The sequence below is a fragment of the Bacillus sp. FSL K6-1284 genome, from assembly GCF_038002625.1.
GTDB classification, from domain to species: domain Bacteria; phylum Bacillota; class Bacilli; order Bacillales; family Bacillaceae; genus Bacillus; species Bacillus paralicheniformis.
Genome location: NZ_JBBOCW010000001.1, coordinates 2183209 through 2201395 on the forward strand (window position 1 = coordinate 2183209; position 18187 = coordinate 2201395).

The 18187-nt window shown below is 48.7% G+C and carries 6 protein-coding genes; all 6 read right to left on the reverse strand.

What is annotated here, in order from left to right; translation table 11 throughout:
• Positions 1–13: 13 nt before the first annotated feature.
• The 6 genes from MHB72_RS11365 to MHB72_RS11390 all read right to left on the reverse strand — a co-directional run bounded on the left by MHB72_RS11365 (position 14) and on the right by MHB72_RS11390 (position 18167).
• A complete protein-coding gene (locus MHB72_RS11365; protein WP_023857509.1) occupies positions 14–796 on the reverse strand; it encodes an enoyl-CoA hydratase in 783 nt (260 codons plus the stop codon).
• 21 nt (positions 797–817) lie between these two features.
• The gene (locus MHB72_RS11370; protein WP_020451696.1) at positions 818–1729 is read right to left on the reverse strand and encodes a hydroxymethylglutaryl-CoA lyase; all 912 of its coding nucleotides are present in this window, start codon (positions 1727–1729) and stop codon (positions 818–820) included.
• Between the two features lie 17 nt (positions 1730–1746).
• The gene (locus tag MHB72_RS11375; RefSeq protein WP_216920741.1) at positions 1747–1959 is read right to left on the reverse strand and encodes an acetyl-CoA carboxylase biotin carboxyl carrier protein subunit; all 213 of its coding nucleotides are present in this window, start codon (positions 1957–1959) and stop codon (positions 1747–1749) included.
• A 17-nt stretch (positions 1960–1976) separates the two neighbouring features.
• Positions 1977–3317 (reverse strand): acetyl-CoA carboxylase biotin carboxylase subunit, encoded by a 1341-nt coding sequence (locus tag MHB72_RS11380; RefSeq protein WP_020451697.1) that lies wholly within the window; start codon positions 3315–3317, stop codon positions 1977–1979.
• A gap of 238 nt (positions 3318–3555) precedes the next feature.
• Positions 3556–7359, reverse strand: coding sequence for a non-ribosomal peptide synthetase (locus MHB72_RS11385; RefSeq protein ID WP_216920743.1), 3804 nt, complete (start codon positions 7357–7359; stop codon positions 3556–3558).
• Between the two features lie 17 nt (positions 7360–7376).
• On the reverse strand, positions 7377–18167 hold the full coding sequence (locus tag MHB72_RS11390) for a non-ribosomal peptide synthetase (protein ID WP_216920745.1): 10791 nt from the start codon (positions 18165–18167) through the stop codon (positions 7377–7379).
• Between the last annotated feature and the right edge of the window lie 20 nt (positions 18168–18187).

The window sequence follows — 18187 nt, forward strand, 5'->3', positions numbered from 1 at the left end:
CCCCCCGTTCGTTTTATTCTCCCGTATAATACGGCTTCCGCTTTTCTGTAAAAGCTTTCAGCCCTTCTGTTCTGTCTTTCGTCGGAATCGTCAGCTCGTAGGCTTTTTGTTCTATCGCGAGTCCAGTTTCGATATCTGTCTCAAGCCCTTGATTGATAGCGAACTTCGCCTGTCTGACGGCAACCGGTCCGTTCGCCGCAATGTTCGCTGCGATATTTTCGGTTGTTTCCTTTAACTTTTGAAGCGGAACGACATGTTCAACTAGGCTGATCTTTTGCGCTTCTTCGGCGCTGATGCGGCAGCCGGTATAGATCATTTCTTTTGCCTTTCCCCTGCCGATCAAGCGGGGCAGCCGCTGTGTTCCCCCTGCCCCGGGAATGATCGCGAGCGTTGTTTCGGGGAGGCCGAGTTCAATATGTTCGGCTGCGATCCTGATGTCGCACGCCAATGCAAGCTCCAGCCCCCCTCCCAAAGCGCTTCCGTTTAATGAAGCGATGACGGGCTGCGGCAGTTTTTCCGTCTGGCTGACCACTTGTTGAATCATGGAAACGGCCTGCTTCGCTTCTGTGGGGCTCATGCGGGCTCTTTCCTTTAAATCGGCACCTGCACAAAACGTCCTGTTCCCTACTCCCGTTATAATGACACAGCGGACGGTCGGGTTTGAACGGATATCGCGAAGGATATGCTGAAGGTCGTCGAGAAGTCCGAGCGAGAGGGCATTTGCAGCTTGCGGTCTGTTCAACGTCAACACGGCGACCGCCTGCTCGTTTATGGAATAAAGAACATTGGGCTCCATTCGGTCTTCCTCCTCCTCAATCTATGAAAAGCAATTCTTTGATTTCGCCGCCTGCAAATTTCGGCTTGGTAGCTCTCTCCCGGTTTTGTCTTCGATCCATTTGGCAGCTGAAAGCAGCTTGCTGAGATCAACTCCGGTTTCGATGCCCATCTGGGCGCACATGTAAATCAAATCATCAGTTGCCGCATTTCCCGTGGCTCCAGGGGCATAAGGACAGCCGCCCAGCCCGCCGCATGATGCGTCAAATACGGTGATTCCCATATCCATCGCTGTGATCATGTTGGCGAGCGCCATCCCTCTCGTATCATGAAAATGAAGGGCGAAACTCTCTTTCGGAAAGCGTTTTAAAAGTACGTCAAGCACCTTTTGAACTTGCACGGGATTCGCTGCGCCGATTGTATCTCCGAGAGAAAGTTCGTCGATGCCCATGTCGAACAACGCATCACAGAGGCGTATGATTTGTTCTAATGGCACATGATGCTCATAAGGACAGCCAAATACGGTGGACAGGTAGGCTCTAGTGGTGAGGCCTGCTTGTTTTGCTGTCCCGGTGACTTCCTGCAAGACTGGAAGCGTTTCTCCGATCGATTTGTTAATATTTTTCCGGTTGTGTGTCTCGCTTGCCGACATAAAAACAGAAGCTTCATCGATCCCTCCTTCGAGAGCCCGTTCCAGCCCTTTTCGGTTCGGAATGAGGGCTGCGTAGGTGACGCCCGGCTTCCGGTTAATGCCTTTGGCGACGTCAAGGGCATCAGACAGTGCAGGAATCCATTTAGGATGAACGAATGAAGTGATTTCGATATATGAAAGCCCTGTTTGGGAAAGCATGTCGATCCAGGTTATTTTATCGGCTGTCGAGAGTGCGGTTTCTTCATTTTGCAGACCGTCGCGCGGCCCGACTTCTTTAATGAAAATTTTCTTCGGTACATTCATTTGCCATCCTCCAGACCTTATTGAAGCTCCAATAAGACATCTCCTTCATCGGCAAAATCACCTTCGTTTTTTCTGACGGTTTTGACGGTGCCGGCCGTTTCGGCGACAATCGGAATCTCCATTTTCATCGATTCTAAAATGGCGACTTCCTGCCCTTTTTCGATTTCGTCTCCTGCTTTCACTAATATTTTCCACACGTTTCCCGCCATATTGGTGACAACAGTATTCATGGCACGCCTCCTTAATTTCATTTTGACTGATAACGACTGATAAAATCGGTTTGGACCCCGCCTTTTCGGAATTCGTCAGAACGTACGATGTCTTCAAGCAACGGAATATTTGTCTTAATGCCTTTCACTTGATATTGTGAGAGCGCTTCGGCCAATGTGCGGATGGCTTCATCTCTGCTATTTCCTTTGACGATCATCTTGGCGATCATCGGGTCGTAATACGGGGTAATGTTCATACCTGGGGCTGCTGCGCATTCATGACGGACATTCGGGTGCTCAGGCAGCTTTAGGTCAGTGATCCGTCCCGGCGAAGGGAAAAATGTTTTCGGATCTTCGGCACAGATTCTGACTTCGATCGCATGTCCGTCACGCCGAATGTCTTTCTGCTTATACGGAAGCGCTTTGCCTGCTGCGATATTGAGCTGTTCTTCGACAATGTCGAGCCCTGTAATTTCCTCTGTCACCGGGTGTTCGACCTGCAGGCGGGTATTCATCTCGAGAAAATAAAAATGATTCTTGCTGTCTACTAAAAACTCGATTGTCCCGGCGTTGGCATAGCCGATCGACAGCGCGGCTTTCACGGCCGCTTCACCGAGCTTCGCGCGCATGTTTTCATCGAATAACGGAGCAGGTGCTTCTTCGATGATTTTTTGCTGGCGTCTCTGAATCGAACAGTCCCGTTCCCAAAGATAGACGGCATTTCCGTATTCGTCTGTTAAAATCTGAATCTCGATATGTCTTGCATCTTCGATATATTTCTCGATGTACATAGCCCCGTCTCCGAAAAAATCGGCGGCTCGTTTTTGGCTGCCTTCATATGCTTTTGCTAATTCGCCTTCATTGCGAATCAGCTGCATTCCGATGCCTCCGCCTCCAAAAGAAGCCTTGAGCATCACGGGATAGCCGATGGATTCGGCAAGAGCCTTGGCTTCATTCAGACCGGCCAAGCTTTTTGTCACGCCGGGAACGACGGGAATCCCGGCTTGTTCCATCGCTAGCCTTGCTTCAATTTTGCTCCCCATTTTGGCGATCACATCGGACGGCGGACCGATAAACGTGATATTTTCCTGCAGGCATCTTTCGGCAAAACGGCTGTTCTCGGAAAGCAGGCCGTATCCCGGGTGGATGGCACAGACCCCCGCTTTTTTAGCGGTTTCGATGATTTTTTCGATATTTAAATAGCTTTCACTGACCCGCGGTTTGCCGATCAGCCAGGCTTCATCTGCAGCTTTAACGTGCAGGGACTCAGCATCCGCTTCAGAGTAGACGGCAGCTGTCTGAATACCGAGCCGTTTACAAGTTCGGATGATCCGAAGTGCGATTTCGCCACGATTGGCGATAAGCAATTTTTGAAACAAAAAAATGCCCCCTTTCATATTCAAAAGTGTCTGAAATAGAATTTGAAAGCGCCTTCATTTATTTATTGTGCGAATTCGAAAGTGAAGTAGCTTATCCTGTTTCCTGCCATAGGTTCAGCCAGGTCTTGTCTGTTCTTTACAGCTTATGATGATTTGAAAGAAAAAAGTCCTAAAGCTTAAGAAATCGCTTTAGAACTCTCAATGTTTTGGCTCGGGCCTGTTGGTGTTTGGACGGCTTTTACCGAGAATGCTCTGCATGTTTGCCGCTGTTTGTGAGGATATGTTGAATGATCTCGGCGTTTTTTGACAGAAAGGCAGTTTCGAACATATCCTGATGCGGCCCGGCTCCTTTATACTCTTGATAGTTTCTTGTTGTGGCGTCGGCCCATTTTTGCAATATGAATCTGTCAATTTGATCCGTCTGAATGCCGGCTTCAATAAAGTGGATGTTTGCGTTGATTTGGCCGCCATTGATTAATTGTGCCCAATATTTTTGATAGTTTGCCGTCTTTTTGATGACTGCTTCCCTGAGGTGAGCGGGAACATGTTCTGCCGAGGTGCTGCTTGGCTGTGGCGGCAATGCTTGTTTCTTTTGATATGCATCGACAATAATGAGATCGCTGACCTCCAAACCACGGTTTTCCATTTCTTTTACAGTCTCAAATGCCGTGTTGCCTCCCGCTGAATATCCCAGCAGGATATAAGGACCCCGAGGCTGTTTTTGGATGATGTTGTTCACGTATTGTTCCATACGGCTGTCTTCTTCAATAAAGTTAAATCCGTACACAGTCGCTTTGCCGTTTAGCTTGGCAGCAAGATCTTTATAAAATATCCCGAAGCCCGAAATGGGAGGAAAGCAGAAAAGGTTCACTCCGGTCGGCGGATTCAGTCTGCTGACATGCTGTACGGCCGAGGCGCGCAGCTCATGTGAAAACAGCTTTTCGGCCAATTGTTCAATTGTTGGATTCTCGAATAATAATTCAATCGGAATATCGATCCCCTGGCTGTTTTTCAGCTGGTGAATGACTTGAAGAGCTTTTAGCGAATGACCGCCAAGTTCGAAAAAGTCATCTTTAATACCGAGCTCCTTCACGCCAAGGATAGGTTTCCATATGTCAATCAGTTCTTTTTCGACCCAGTTTCTTGGCGGCACAATCTGTTTCAAAGCCGTTTTTTGATCAGGTGCAGGCAGCGCGCGGCGGTCGATTTTGCCGTTTGCCGAAAGAGGCATGCGGTCCATTTTAACCCAATCATGAGGAATCATATAGTCGGGAAGCTGCCTTGATAGTAATGAACGGATCGTTTTTTCCTCTGTTTGATCATCGCTTACATAATATGCGATAAGGAATGCTTCTTCGTTTTTTTCTACAATGATGACAGCGGCTTCTTGAACGCCTTCAATCTCGATGAGCCGCGCTTCTATTTCAGCCGGTTCAGTTCGTTTGCCGCGAATTTTGATTTGCCGGTCCATCCGGCTGATATATTCCAAGTTGCCGTCTGGCAGCCAGCGCGCCAGATCGCCGGTTTTGTACATTTTTTCCCCTGGTTGAAACGGATGCTCTACAAATGCTTGACTCGTCAAATCAGGTCTGTGCAAATATCCTTTTGCAACCCCATCGCCGCCGACGCAAAGTTCGCCGGGAACGCCGATCGGCGCGAGCTGACCGCTCTCGTCAACAATAAAGGCATTTGAATTGCTGATCGGTTTTCCGATGGGAATCGCTTGTGAAAAATCTTGCTTGACTTCATAAAATGTAGAGAATGTTGTATTTTCCGTCGGACCATATATGTTATAAAGCTTCAGGTTTGGGCACTGATGTCTGACCGTATTCATCAGTGCAGGCGTCAAAGCTTCCCCGCCGACATATAAAGTGGAGAGCCCTGAAAACATGTCCGGCTGGGCTTGTGCCAGCTGGTTAAAGAGAGCCGTTGTTAAAAACAGCACTGTGATATCATGGTGAAGCAAATAGCTGCCAAAACGGGCAGGAGTCAACATCGTCGAGCGGTCGATAACATGAAGAGATGCTCCTTTCAGGAGCGCTCCGAATATTTCAAATGTGATGGCGTCAAAGCCCAGTGAACCGGTTAAGATTAATCGGTCATTTGTATCGGCTGATGTGTAATTGCTGTTTGAGATCAGTGATACGACATTGCGGTGCGAAATCATTACGCCCTTTGGTTTGCCTGTCGAACCTGATGTATACATGATATAAGCCAAATCATCCGGACGCGTATTTATGTTGATAGCGCTGACAGGTGCCAATTTCGCTTCCTTGGATATCAACACTTTTTTCGGAAAATCAATGTTCGTCTTGAGTCCTTTCTGAACGGCCAATACGTCCGCCCCGCTTTCTTTCAGCATGCAGCTGATCCGTTCAGGCGGCAGTTCGGCATCGAGCGGGAGATAGGCGCCGCCTGCTTTCAAAACGGCAAGAACTCCGATGATGAATTCAGGTGAATGCTCTGCTAAAATGCCGGCAATTCCGTTTTTCTTTAAGCCTTGTTCTTGGAAGATACGGGCCCATGCAGTGGATGTTTGATCCAGCTCTCGGTATGTCATCGTCAAGCCGCCGGCATGTAGTGCGATATGCTCCGGCGTTTTCTCTACTTGATTGGAAAACAAGTCAGTGATTGTTTTGTTCGTATCGTAATCTGTTTTTGTATCGTTGAATTCCCCGATGATCCGGGCTTTTTCGTCAGGCGCGATCATCGGCAGCCTGGAGGCGGGGATATCGGTGTCCTCCGCCGCTCTTCGCAAAGCTTCCAGCAGGTGGCCCCTCACACAGTCAATCCATGATTCATCATAAACGTTTGCATTGTAGATGAACTTGATGACAAGTTCATCATCCGGGGCAATCATGAGGTTGAAGTTGTAGCCTGATTGCTCCGACACTTTTACATTTTCGATCTGAAGCGGTGATTCGGCGCGGTTTGCCGAGTCTTGCATTTGCTGCAAAGGGTAGTTTTCAAAAACGAAAATATGGTCAATCGCATGCTGTTTGAAAGTGATTTGCGACTGAATGTCAGCCAATGGATAAAAGTTGAACATGTCTTGAGCGAGCCTTTCTTTTTGGGAGCGGCGAAGCAGCTCTGAAAAGGTTTCATTTTCGCTCTCGGTCTTGATTCGAACCGGCACAGTATTGATAAATAAACCGATGATCTTCTCAACACCCGGAATCACGGAAGGACGGCCGGAAACGACAGAGCCGAACACGACATCATCTGTCCGGTTATAGCGCTGAAGCATTAAGCCCCACACGGTTTGTATGAGAGTGGCGAGTGTGGCTCCATGCTGTTTGGCGATTGTTTTGAGTCTGGCTGTCAACTTTCGGTCTAATGAAAACATCAGCTCTTTCTGCCGATATCCCTTTTCAGCAGGTTTTGCAGACACTTTCGGAAGACCTGTTGGCGCATTGAAGTCTGTCAAGTAGTTCTTCCAATATTCCTTGGCTTTGTCTTTGTCCTGATCATACAACCAGGAAATATATGCGCTGTATGGCTGAACAGGATCTAAAGGCACAGATTCACCCGTATAGATGGCTTCGTACAACTGCATAAATTCTTGCAGCACGATCCCGAGACACCAGCCGTCCATTAAAATGTGGTGATGGCTCCATACACATACGTGTTGTTCCGGCGCCGTTTTGAACAGAGAAATACGCATCAGCATATCTTTTTGCAGATTGAAGCCTTTCTGCCGATCCCGCTCTTTAAACTGGCTGATATATGCGGTTTGATCGGTCTCCGGCATTTCGGTCAAGTCTTCAGCATGCAACTGAAAGGATCGATCGCGTAAAACGACCTGGCGCGGTTCTTTCAGCCCGGCAACATGAGGCAAAAAAACCGTTCTGAAAATATCGTGGCGGTCAATGATCGATTGGACACTTTGTTGAAACCAGTCTAAATGGAGCTGACCCCTTATTGTGAAGACGGACTGTTCAATATATGCGGTTCCTTCGTCTTGCAGGAAAGAATGAAAAAGCATTCCTTCCTGCATGTGGCTTAAAGGATAAATGTTTTGGATTTTTTGTGTATGATCCATTGTTTCCCTCCGCTCGTTTAATGAAATCCGAGTAAGTCGGTTATATTTTTAAAAGCTTCCTCGGTCAGCTCGCGATCATCAAAGTCGCTGACGGTCTTCTCTGTTTCAGTTTTGCCGAGGCAATGGTTCATCAGCTTTCTGAGATAGTACTGACAATCTTGGGAAAGCCGCTCAATGGTTTCTTTTTGAAAACGCCCTGTTTCATATGTCATGTTAACGGTCAGTTTGCCTTCGGCTACGAGTGCGCTGATATCCAGCGACTGTTCACGCTTCCAAGTGCCGGTGATATCTTCGCCGCCCCCCAAAGGAGAAAGTGTAAATGCATCAAGCTGTTCTGTTTCGGTTTGCGCACGGTTTCCGATTTCAAATTGTCCTAAATAGTTAAAGGTGATATCAGGTGCTTTGCCGAATTTGATCTTTGCTTTTTCAGGCGGTGTCATATATTTGAGAACACCGTATCCAAATCCTTTATCAGGTATCCGCCTTAACGTGTCTTTTGTTATTTTTAATGCGCGGATCATATATTCTTCATGATGGTCATCCCATGTATTGGGTTCAAGTTGAAGCAATACTGGATATATGGAAGTAAACCACCCTACAGTTCGGCTGATATCGTGATATGCCGCCTCAGATTGACGGCCATGCCCTTCAAGCGCGATTTTTAGCGCCTTTTGCGGCACCCATTGCCATATAGCGAGTACCGCTGACGCCAATAGCAGGTCTTGGGTATCCGTATTGTAAGCATTGTGCACATCTTTTAGAATCGCGTCTGTTTCTTGTTGAGCTAAAGTAAATGATACGGTGTTACGTTTTTTCAAAGCGGTTTTGTCGATATGTGTCTGATCTTTTGGCAGTGCAACTGTTTCATGTTGTTCGATGGCGCGCCAATAGTCTGCTTGCTGTAATAACTGCCGGCTTTCTGCATACTTGGCTAATTGCTCGGTATATGTCTGGAATGATGCGGTTTTTGGCGGGAGTGCTATGTCATCTCCGCGAATCGCCTGCTCATAGACGGATGCCAAGTCTTCCAGGATAATCCGCCATGATATGCCGTCGACGGCCAAGTGATGGATAGCAAGAAACAGGTCATCTCCTTCGCTTGAGCGGAAAAGCCCGACTTGCACCAGCGGCCCGTTTTCCAAGTCCATTGCTTTTTGCAGCTCACGAACTTGGTGTTTGATAATGTGTTCATGATCTTTTGGTTCGCCGGCCAGATTGAAGATTCGCAAGTTGTAAAGCTGGTCCTCTCCGATGTTCGCTGGACGATTGTACAGGCGCAAGTTCCCTTGTTCATCTTTGGCGCATATGAGCCTGAGTGCATCGTGATGGACGGTTATCGCTTTTAGCGTTTTCCTCAATGCATCTTCATCTAACGGATTTGACCGATGCAGCATAACCGACTGATTAAAATGGTGGGCTTCTTTTATATCTTGAGACAGGAACCATTTTTGCACCGGTGACCATGTCATCTCGCCTTCTACAGATGCTTGGCTGATCGGTTGTTGTGATAAACGGACGTATGGCGCCAATTCTTGGATTGTCGGATGGCTGAAGATATCTTTTACGGCCAATTGCTTTCCTGATTGATGCAATCTCGCGGAGACTTGCAATGCCTTAATGGAATCTCCGCCAAGCTCAAAAAATGATTCATCAATTCCGATCTTGTCCACACCGAGCACCCCGCGCCAGATGGCAGCCAATTCTTTTTCAATATCAGTGGCCGGAGCCGTAAATGTTTGCCTAGTCTCTCCCTTGTGCGGGATCTTTGCCAGTGCGGGCTTATTCAGCTTCCCGTTTGGCATGGTAGGCAATGCATCAAGCGTTTGGAAAAACGCCGGTACCATGTAAGACGGCACTTTTTTGGCCAAAGCTTTGCGCACCATGCCGCAATCTGCGCCGTCTTCAACAACGATATAAGCGCACAGTTCCTTATGACCTGCTGCGGTAACAGAATCCACCACTGCCGCTTCTTTTACTACGGCAAGGCCGGAGAGTGCCGCTTCCACTTCTTTTATCTCGATTCGGTAGCCTCTGATTTTGACTTGTTCATCCATTCTGCCGACATACTGCAATGTGCCGTCCGGCAGCCATTTCGCCAAATCCCCCGTCCGATACATGCGCTGATCTGGATGGAACGGATCTTGAACGAAAGATTTTGCCGTTTGCTCAGGAAGATTGATATATCCTCTTGCAAGCCCCGGTCCTGTAATGCAAAGTTCTCCGGTGACACCAATAGGCTGCAAGTGATCTCCTTTTAAAATATAAACATTTGTATAGCCGATCGGCCGGCCGATCGTGATGTTTTCTTCTCGTTTCAATCTTCTGGCCGCAGTGGCCGTGATGCTGCTCTCTGTCGGCCCGTATTCATTGGAAATTTCTATGTCAGGGCGGAGCGAGAAACTGCGCTCCAGCAAATTCGGTTCAATCGCTTCGCCTCCTAATGTGACAAGTCGCAGTGTTTGTACATCTTCCGGCTGCAATACGTCAAGCAGTGTCCGGTATAGAATCGGAACGAGATTCATATGCGTAATGCCGTAATCGGCTAGATATTGTTTAATAGCGAGAATGTCTTTCGCTTCTTCCTCAGCCGGGATAACGGTCTGCACTCCTGATATAAGCGGCGCAAACATACTTGTGACAAATGCGTCAAAAGAAAATGAGGAAAGCTGAAGCGCGATATCATGATCATGAAATTCATAAAAAGCACTGCGCCACTGAACTGTATAAGCGACTCCTCTGTGTTCCACCATGACGCCTTTTGGCTTGCCCGTCGTACCTGATGTATAAATGATATAGGCCAAATGATCAGGCCCGGAAGCAGTTAGAATAGGTGAGGTGTCCTGTTCCTGTACATCTTCAATCAGAAGCACTTCGCCTTTAAAACCATCAGGTACTTGATGAATTGTTTTTTTATCGGTGATTAGCAGTTTAGCTCCGCTGTCGGCTAATACATATTGTTTGCGCTCGTCCGGATATCCAAGATCAATTGGGACATAGGCGCCCCCTGCTTTCCAGGTTCCGAGAACGGCTGCGATCAAGCCTGTTGATTTAGGAATCATAATACCTACAGTGAGATCCGGACCAATCCCTTGATTTTGCAATGTTCTCGCTATTTTGTTGGACCATTCGTCTAATTCTTGATAAGTGAGCACCCCTTCCCGAGTGATGAGTGCAGTTGCACTCGGCGATTTTGCCGCCTGACGGGCGAATAATTCGTGAACGGTTATGTTAGGGCCGTGTTGTTCCGGCATCCTGTTAAAGTTTGTCATCAGCAGCTGTTGTTCTTTAGCTGTCAGCATGCTGATGGCAGGCAACGCTGTCTGCGGTGCGTGGACAATGTGCTGAAGCATTGTCGTGAAATGTGATGCCCAGCGTTCGATCGTATCTTGTTTAAATAAAGATGATGCATATTCAAACCGAAAGTGTATGCGTTCATCCCCTTCTGAAACTTGCAGCGTCAGATCAAACTTCGCCCCAGTCTGAGGCATATCGGCAGGCTGAATATGCAGTCCATCCAGGAAAAGCTCTTGGCGATCCATATTTTGTACGACAAGCATAGCGTCAAACAACGGATTGCGGCTCATATCACGGACGACATCAAGCCGGTCGACAAGCTCCTCAAACGGATAATCCTGATGTTCAAATGCCTCAAGTGCCGTTTCGCGGACCTCTCTTAAGAAATCGCTGAAACATTTGTTTTCTGCCGGCTGCGTTCTGATCGCCAATGTGTTGACAAACATGCCGATGACAGGTTCTAAGTCTTTGTGCGGCCTTCCGGCGATCGGCGAACCGATGATGATATCCTCCTGTCCGCTGAGCCGGGAAAGAAGCGTGCTGTACGCGGCGAGAAGAACCATATACAGGGTGCATCCGTTGTCGCGGGCGATCTTGTAAAGGCCGGATGAAGTGTCCGCATCAAGTGAAAAGGACACATGATCTCCGGCAAAGCTTCGCACCGCCGGGCGGGCGTTGTCGGCTGGAAGCTCCAGCACCGGCAGCTCTCCGTCGAGCTGCTTCAGCCAATAGGCTTCCTGTCTGTTGTACGCCTCTCCTTGTTTGAATGCCTGTTGCCAGACAGCGTAGTCTTTATATTGAATCCGCAGCGAGGCAAGCATCCGGTTGGCGTACAGCTCGCTGAATTCGCTGATTAAGGTGCCGACAGACACCCCGTCGGAAATGATGTGATGCATGTCCACCAACAACAGGTGGCTCTCCTCCGCCTCCTTCACAAGAGCGGCGCGGAAAAGCGGCGCTTCTTGAAGCCGGAACGGACGGACAAAGTCTTCAGCCGCGGCCAATTCCATCAGCTGAAACGGGACATCATCATGAATGCGTTGAACAGGCTCGCCGTCTGCCCCGGTTTCAAACGACGTCCTGAGCGATTCGTGGCGGCGGATCAGCTGCCTGAATACTTCATCAAGCCGGGCGCGGTCGAGCGGTCCTGTCAGCTTAAGCGCCGCCGGCATATTGTAGCCGACACCGCCGTCTTCCAGCTGCTGAAGCACATACATCCGCTTTTGCGCCGAGGACACCGGATAGGTGTCCTGTTTGTCCGCCGGTTCAATCGCCGCATGCGGGCTTTCATCCAATTCCTGAATCACGGCTGCGAGCTCTTCCAGTGTCGGCTTGGCGAAAATCTCCTTCAGCGGCACCTGCACGCCAAACGCTTTGGCGATGCGGGAGACGAGCGCTGTCGCTTTCAGCGAGTGGCCGCCTTGTTCGAAAAAGTGGTCGCGAATGCCGGCAGGGCCGTATTTCAGCACCTCTTCCCAAAGCTTGGCGAGCTTCATTTCCGTGATGGTTTGCGGCGCGGTGTAAGCGCGTCGTTCAGCCGCTCCGTCGGGAGCGGGCAGCGCCTTGCGGTCAAGCTTTCCGCTCGGAGTGACAGGCCACTCACGCATCTCGATGAAGGCTGAAGGCATCATATAGGCCGGCAGGCGTTTGCGCAGCTCTGTCCTTACAGTCTGTTGGTCCTGACCTTCAATATAGGCGCAAAGCTCGGTTTCCTCCCCTTCTGTCCGGGCGATAACCGCCGCTTCCCGCACGCCGTCGATCTGGCGAAGCACCGCTTCGACTTCCCCCGGTTCGATCCGGTAGCCGCGGATTTTCACTTGACCGTCCATGCGGCCCAGCCATTCAACGGTGCCGTCCGGGAGCCATCTCGCCAGATCGCCCGTTTGATACATGCGTTCCCCTGAATAAAAGGGGTCATCGAGAAACCGTTCTTCTGTCAGCTCCGGACGGTTCAAGTAGCCCCTTGCGACGCCCGCGCCTGCGATATACAGTTCCCCTCGACAGCCGAACGGGAGAAGCTGCCGTTTTTTATTTAAAATATAGAGTCTCATATTGTGTCCTGATCGGCCGATCGGGACATGGTCAAGTGTTTTCCTTTTAGGGACATCAAAGTATGCCGCTTCTACCGTCGCTTCCGTCGGTCCGTAGGAATTTGTCAATTCCACCCTCGGCAGAAGCTCATGAAAACGGGAGACGAGGTGCGCCCACAGCTGCTCGCCGCCTGCAAAGACTCTTTTTAAATGTCTGATGTCGGCCGGTTTTTTTCTTTGATTCATATATTCCAAGAATGAGTGAAGCATAGAAGGGACAAAATGGGCGGCTGTAACTTCCTTTTCCTCCAGCGCTTTTAAGATGATTTCAGGATCTTTTTCCCCTCCTTGAGGAAGCAGATAAACAGAAGCCCCGGCGAATGGCCACCAGAACAGCTCCCATATTGAAGCATCAAACGAGTAAGACGTTTTATGCAGAATGATGTCCGAGTCGTTAAGTGAGTAGCGGGTTTGCAGTGAGTATAAAAAATTGACCGCGGACCTGTGTTCCACCATGACGCCTTTTGGGCGTCCCGTTGAGCCAGATGTATAGATGATATAGGCCAAGGCATCGGGCGGTACCGGGAGATTCGGATTGACTGCCGCTTCTCCGTGATTCTCGCGCCCGCCATCTAGCGGCAAAATGGTTCCCTCAAACATCGATGGATTAGATTCTGCAAGCAAGGTCTTTGCGCCGCTGTCCTTCATTAAAAAACGGATTCGTTCTTCAGGATAGTCAGGGTCGATCGGCACGTAAGCAGCTCCCGCTTTTAAAATGCCATAAATTCCAATCAGCATATCTGGTGAACGTCTCCCCATCACGGCAATCACATCTTCCTGTTGAATACCGAGGCCAATTAGCTTCCATGCAATTTGATTGGCCCGTTCATTCAGTTCTCTGTAGGAGATGGAGACGCCATCCGCCAAAACGGCCGGACGATCAGGCGTCTTTTCTGCCTGCTGCTCGAGCTGATGATGAAGCGGCTGATCCAGTGGGAAATCGATTTTTTGCATCGGGCTGAGGTTTTGCAGAAGTGCGCTTTCTTCCTTTTTCGAAAGGATTGACAAATGGTCCAGTTCCAGCTCCGGATGCTGTGCAGCGTTTTTAGCCAACGTTTTAAAAAAATCGGCCCATTTTTGAATCGTTTTCCGTTCAAACAAATCTGTACTGTATTCAAACTGACAATATATTTGTCCGCCGCTTTCGGCCATGTACAGTGACAGGTCGAATTTAGAAATCGGGTGGCTGATATCTTTCTGCCGAAACTCAAGCCCCTCCATCGACAATTGTTGCCGCTCCATATTTTGCAGTGCAAACGTTGTATCAAAGAGCGGATTTCGGCTCATCTCCCGCTGAACGCCGAGGCGGTCAACCAGCTCCTCTAACGGATAGTCCTGGTGTTCATAGGCTTCTAGCGCTGTTTCTCGAATGTCCTGTAAATATTGTTTGAAAGATATTCCGCTCACCGGACGTGTTCGAAAAGCCAATGTGTTCACAAACATTCCGAGCACGGATTCCAGGTCAGCATGCGGTCTGCCCGCGATCGGCGAACCGACAATGATCTCTTCCTGCCCGCTTAGCCGTGATAATAAAACGGTGTATATCCCAAGAAGCGTCATATACAGTGTGCATCTGTTTTCTCCTGCGAGCTGTTGTAAACGTGATGTAAGATCCTGACTGATCTCGAACGTAACCCGGTCACCTGCAAAGCTTTTTGCCGGGGGCCGCGGTTTGTCCGTCGGCAATTCGAGCACTGGCAGCTCACCGGCCAGTTGTTTGAGCCAATACGATTCTTGCCGTTTGTATATGTCGCTTGTTTTGAATGTTTCTTGCCATGCTGCATAGTCTTTGTATTGAATGCGCAACGGAGCCAGTTCAAGTCCTTTATACAGCTCGCTGAATTCCTGCATGAGCAATTGGATGGAGACACCGTCTGAAATAATATGGTGCATGTCCACTAAAAGCAGATATCGTCCTTTTTCAATGGTCGCTAAGCCCGCCCTGAAAAGCGGAGCCTTTCCAAGATCAAACGGCCGGATAAATGATTCAGATGAAGATTCGTTTGAAAAAGCAAACGGCACCTTTTCATGAATCCGCTGCACCGGCTCGCCGTCGTCTCCTGCTTCGAATGATGTCCTAAGGGGTTCATGCCGGCGGATCAGTTCGCGAAATACAGCTTCCACCCTCTGTTGATCGAGCTCGCCTGTCAGCTCCAAAACGGCCGGAATGTTGTAGCTGACTCCTCCGCCATCAAGCTGGTGCAGAACATACATCCGTTTTTGTGCGGAAGAAACCGGATTTGTCTCCTTCTTCTCTATTTGCTGAATCGAAGCAAACGGGTTTTCTTCCGCTTCACTGATGACTGCTGCCAACCCTTCTACGGTCGGATGGGCAAAGACATCACTTAACGGAATCTGAACGTTCCATTCTTTGGCGATGCGAGAGATGAGCGATGTTGCTTTTAAAGAATGGCCGCCCAGTTCAAAAAAGTTGTCGCGGATGCCGACCGGCCCCCTTTTCAGTAGACCTTCCCAAAGCTGTGAAAGCCTGAGCTCGTTCAAATTGCGAGGTGCGGCGTATGACTGATGCGATGCGGATGATGTCGGTTCTGGGAGGGCGCTTTTATCGACTTTTCCATTTGCTGTAAGCGGAATCGCTGGCACAGCAGTCCATTTTACTGGCATCATGTAGTCAGGGATGGCGTCGGCCAAATCATGACGCAATGCAGAAGGGTCGATCGGTTTCCGTGTGCTGTAGTATGCGCACAATTCATGTTCCCCTTCACTGTCTTTTTGAACCAGGACAACCGCTTCCTTAACAGCAGGATGATTTGCCAATGTCACCTCTATTTCCTTAGGTTCGACCCGGTAGCCCCTGATTTTCACTTGATCATCCGTCCGGCCGATATAGTCCATTTGTCCGTCTGCACGAAGCCTTGCTATATCTCCTGTTCGATACATGACGGCTCCCGCTCTGAATGGATCGGGCAAAAATTTCTGTTTTGTCAAGATTGGATTATTGACATATCCTCTCCCGACGCTCGCGCCTGATATATAAAGCTCTCCTGCTACACCGCAGGGCTGAAGTCGTTTGTATTTGTCAAGGATATACAAGGCGTTATGGCTGATCGGTTTTCCGATCGGCGGAGAATCCGGGATGTCGCCCTCAGGATGAATGGTGCATGTCGAGACGACATGGGTTTCCGCCGGGCCGTAATGATTATGCAAGTGTATGCCGTGCCGCTTGAGCAATGCCTTAAAAATATGCGAGACCGTCAATTGCTCCCCCGCAGTGATGACATGCTTCACACAGTTTGGAAAGTGGTTCGCATAGTGTTCCTCATTAAAAAGCATCTTCACAAAAGCCGTCGGGAAAAAGACGACTTCTGTTCGCTGTGTATTGATCAACAAAAACAACTGAGCTGGGTCGCGCTTGATTGATTCAGGCGCGATGCAAAGCGTGCCGCCGCTAAGCAAAGTTGTAAACAATTCTTGATAGCAGACGTCAAACGCACAAGATGCATACTGGAGCACATTTGTTTTGAAATCAATACGTGAGTTTTCAAATTGGTCATGAAGCAAATTGGCCATATTTCGATGTTCAAATAAAACACCCTTCGGCTTCCCCGTTGTTCCAGATGTATACATGATGTAAAGCAAATCTTCCGCAGTGTTTACCGTCTCGACATTGCTTCCGTCGCTTTCCGCATCTGCTTCTTCTATGAATGTCACAGATCGTTTTGTTGCGGCTGACTTTGCTAAAGCCGCCACATGATGCTGTGATACTATGTGCTGACAGCCGCTGTTTTCTATGCAATAGCGAATGCGTTCGGCAGGATGGCTCAGGTCAATCGGAACAAATGCCGCGCCCGCTTTTAAAATGCCGAGTACTCCCGCCGCTAATGCGGGAGAACGTTCGACCATGATCGCGACCGGCTCCTGGCGTTTGACACCCCGTTTTCGGAGAAGGCGTGCAAGTTTGTTGGCCATTTCATTCAGCTCTTTATAAGTGATCGACTGCCCTTCATAGTGAATTGCTTTTTCATCAGGGGATTGTGCCGCCTGACGTTCGAACATCGACTGGATCGTTTCATATTCACGCTGTTTAGTCTCTATTTTCAACGTGCTGAGCAGGTCTTTTTGTTCCTGCTGTGTTGTGATCGTCAATTCCTCCGGGGTCAAATTCGGATTTTCCAGCACTTGTGCGATGATATGCTGCAAATGGCCTTTGACGCTTTCGATGAAAGAACGTTCATGAATGCCGGAATCAAATCTCATTTTGAGATGAATGTTTTCACCTGGTGCTACCATGAGATAAAAGCTGTAGTTGGTCTCGTCTTCCATGTTGAAATCATGAATGCGAAACAGATCCTCTGCATCTTGTCCACTGTTCAGCAGTGCGATTTCTTTTTCAACAGGATAATTTTCAAAAACAAGAATATGGTCGATTAAGCCTTGTTTGACGGCGGATTCCGCCTGTATCTCATAGAGCGGGTGGTAGCTGTACGGCTGCCCATTGAGCGCATCTTTTTGCACTTGTTTAATCAGTTTCACAAAAGGCACTTTTGTACCGGTAACACGCACCGGTACCGTATTAATGAAAAGGCCGATCATCCGCTCTATCCCTGCAATTTCAGCCGGCCTGCCGGAAATAACCGAACCGAAAACCGCATCATCCGTCTGGTTATAAGCTTGCAGCAACATTCCCCAAAGCGTGTGAAAAATGGTGCTCAATGTGACTTCTTCCTTTGCGGCCAGCTCTTTCAGCTTATCCGTAACTGTTTTAGAAAGGGAAAATGTGACTTCTTCTTGTCTGCTTTTGGCGCCCGCTTTTTTTTGCTGCGGCAGCCGGCTCTGTTGGTCATATCCTTCAAGATAACCCTCCCAGTACCGGGCGGCGGCTTCTTTGTCCTGCTCCATCAGCCATTGAATATAGCTCCCGTAAGGCACAGCAGGCTCAAGCTTTAATGGTGTTTGGTGCAAATGGGAAGCGTATATATGGAAAAACTCCTTCAGGACAATCCCGAGGCACCAGCCGTCCATAATGATGTGATGGAAGCTCCATATGCATGTAAATTCGCGTTCCCCTGTTTTAAAAAGAATGACGCGCATCAATCCATCTTTTTGCAAATGAAATCCTTTGGCTCTGTCTGTTTTTTTGACGTCATCGATCAATCTAAGCTGGCCGGATCGATCCAAATGAGTCAGATCTTTTTCTTCAACGGTGATCGTCCGTTCTTTTAAGACGACCTGCTGCGGAACGGATACATTTTGACTGATAAAAATCGTTCTGAAAATATCGTGCCGGGCGCACAGAGCAGTGATGCTTTTCTGAAAAATGTCTGTGTCAACCTTTCCTGTCATTGAAAATGAGGCTTGTTCGACGTATGCCTGTGTGTCCTTGTTAAGAAGGGTGTGAAATAGCATGCCTTCCTGCATATAAGAAAGCGGATAAATATCCTGAATCTCATGTTTTTTTGTCATATTTTTTCCCTGCCTCCTGT

What these genes read in the sequence shown, in the direction of transcription:
- MHB72_RS11390 (WP_216920745.1), bottom strand. Translation starts at nt 18,167, where the DNA reads ATGACAAAAAAACATGAGATTCAGGATATTTATCCGCTTTCTTATATG.
- MHB72_RS11365 (WP_023857509.1), bottom strand. Translation starts at nt 796, where the DNA reads ATGGAGCCCAATGTTCTTTATTCCATAAACGAGCAGGCGGTCGCCGTG.
- MHB72_RS11370 (WP_020451696.1), bottom strand. Translation starts at nt 1,729, where the DNA reads ATGAATGTACCGAAGAAAATTTTCATTAAAGAAGTCGGGCCGCGCGAC.
- MHB72_RS11385 (WP_216920743.1), bottom strand. Translation starts at nt 7,359, where the DNA reads ATGGATCATACACAAAAAATCCAAAACATTTATCCTTTAAGCCACATG.
- MHB72_RS11375 (WP_216920741.1), bottom strand. Translation starts at nt 1,959, where the DNA reads ATGAATACTGTTGTCACCAATATGGCGGGAAACGTGTGGAAAATATTA.